Origin of the sequence: Promicromonospora kroppenstedtii DSM 19349 (genome assembly GCF_000515355.1) — a bacterium.
Taxonomy (GTDB): Bacteria; Actinomycetota; Actinomycetes; order Actinomycetales; family Cellulomonadaceae; genus Promicromonospora; species Promicromonospora kroppenstedtii.
Window position 1 is genome coordinate 19,002 of the sequence record NZ_KI911768.1, and the last position, 1,810, is coordinate 20,811.

Consider the following 1,810-nt stretch of genomic DNA (forward strand, 5'->3'; position numbering starts at 1 on the left):
GCGCTGCGACGGGGTCGACGCCGCGCGCGCCACCTCGCGGCGCACCTCCTCGATCTCGGTGCCGATCCAGCCCGCGACCTGGCGCACGTAGCCGTCGCGCTGGCTGCGGTCGCGGATGCCGACGATCTCCGGCGCGGCCGCCCGCACCGCGAGCACGCGGCCCTCGACCGTGTTGAGGTCGTACTGCCTGAGCTTGGCCTGGATGACGAACGCGAACAGCGGCTTGCGGCCGTCGACCAGCGCGCGCACCGCCTCCGGGCCCTTGGCCATGCGCAGGTCGCAGGGGTCCATCCCGCCGTCGGCCACGGCCACGTACGTCTGCGCGAAGAACCGCTGGTCCTCGCCGTAGGCACGCTCGGCGGCCTTCTGGCCCGCCGCGTCGCCGTCGAACGTGAAGATGATCTCGCCGCCCACGGTGCCGCCCGAGGCGAGCTGCATGCCGCCGCCCGCCGTCGTGTCGCCCAGCAGGCGCCGCACCACCTTGGCGTGGTCGCCGCCGAACGCCGTACCGCAGGTGGCCACCGCCGTCGTCACACCCGACAGGTGCGCCGCCATGACGTCCGTGTACCCCTCGACCACCACCACGCGCTTGCCCTTGGCGATCTCCCGCTTGGCCAGGTCGATGCCGTACAGCACGTGCGACTTCTTGTAGAGGCTCGTCTCGGGGGTGTTCAGGTACTTGGGCCCCTGGTCGTCCTCGAACAGGCGCCGCGCACCGAACCCGATCACCGCGCCCGTCACGTCGCGGATCGGCCACATGACCCGGCCGCGGAACCGGTCGTAGATGCCGCGCTGGCCCTGCGACATCAGCCCGCTCGCGACCAGCTCCGCCTGCGTGAAGCCGCGGCCCTGCAGGTGGCGCTGCAACGAGTCCCAGCCCTTGGGCGCGAAGCCCACGCCGAACCGCTCGGCGTCGGACCGGTCGAAGCTGCGCTCCGCCAGGAACGCGCGCGCCGCCGTCGCGTCGGGCCCCATGAGCTGCTCCGCGTAGAAGTCCGCGGCCACCCGGTGCGCCTCCAGCAGGCGCTGGCGCTTGCCCGGCTCCTCCCGCGGACGGGCGTTGCCGCCCTCCTCGTAGCGCAGCGTCACGCCCGTCTTGCCCGCGAGGTACTCGATGGCCTCGGTGAAGCTCAGCCCGTCCATCTTCATGACGAACTCGATGACGTCGCCGCCCTCGCCGCAGCCGAAGCAGTGGTACCGGCCCACGCTGGGCCGCACGTTGAAGCTGGGGCTGCGCTCGTCGTGGAAGGGGCACAGGCCCACCAGCGCGCCCACCCCGGCAGGCTTGAGGGTCACGTGCGCCGAGACGATCTCGTCGATCCGCGCTCGTTCGCGGACCTGGTCCACATCCTCACGTCTGATCAGCCCGGCCACGCTCCGAAGTCTATGCTCGCGCGGCGGGCCACGACGCCGTCGTCCACACCCGGCAGGGTCAGGCGGGCAGGCCCGCGACGAGGAGCCCGACGAGGCGGCGCGCGTCGTAGCAGGGATCGGTCCCGGCGCCCGCGCAGAGGCCCCCGAACCCGCGTATCAGCTCGTAGGCGTCCTGTCCGGGCCGGATCGGGTCGCGGTAGGGCGACCTGCTCAGGCGCCGAGCGCCGCCGCGCAGCTCCGCGCGTACTCGCCCGGCGCGACACCGACCGCGCGCACGAATTCCCCGGTGAAGTGCGCCTGGTCGTAGTAGCCGACGGCGGCCGCGAGCCCCGCCAGGTCCAGGGCCGGGTCGCGACCCAGCAGTTCTGCGGCGAGGTGCACCCGGTGCCGCCGCAGCACCCACTTGGGGCTCACGCCGACCCAGTCGGCGAACAGG

Annotated in this window: 2 protein-coding genes; both read right to left on the reverse strand. The window is 73.2% G+C overall.

Annotated elements, in window-relative coordinates:
- Nucleotides 1-1,374: DNA primase (dnaG, locus tag PROKR_RS30260; RefSeq protein ID WP_084800786.1), on the reverse strand; the 1,374-nt coding region annotated here is incomplete at its 3' end.
- 210 nt (nucleotides 1,375-1,584) lie between these two features.
- Nucleotides 1,585-1,810, reverse strand: a 226-nt coding sequence (locus PROKR_RS30265; RefSeq protein ID WP_036971726.1) for a helix-turn-helix domain-containing protein, incomplete at its 5' end; no start/stop codon positions are given.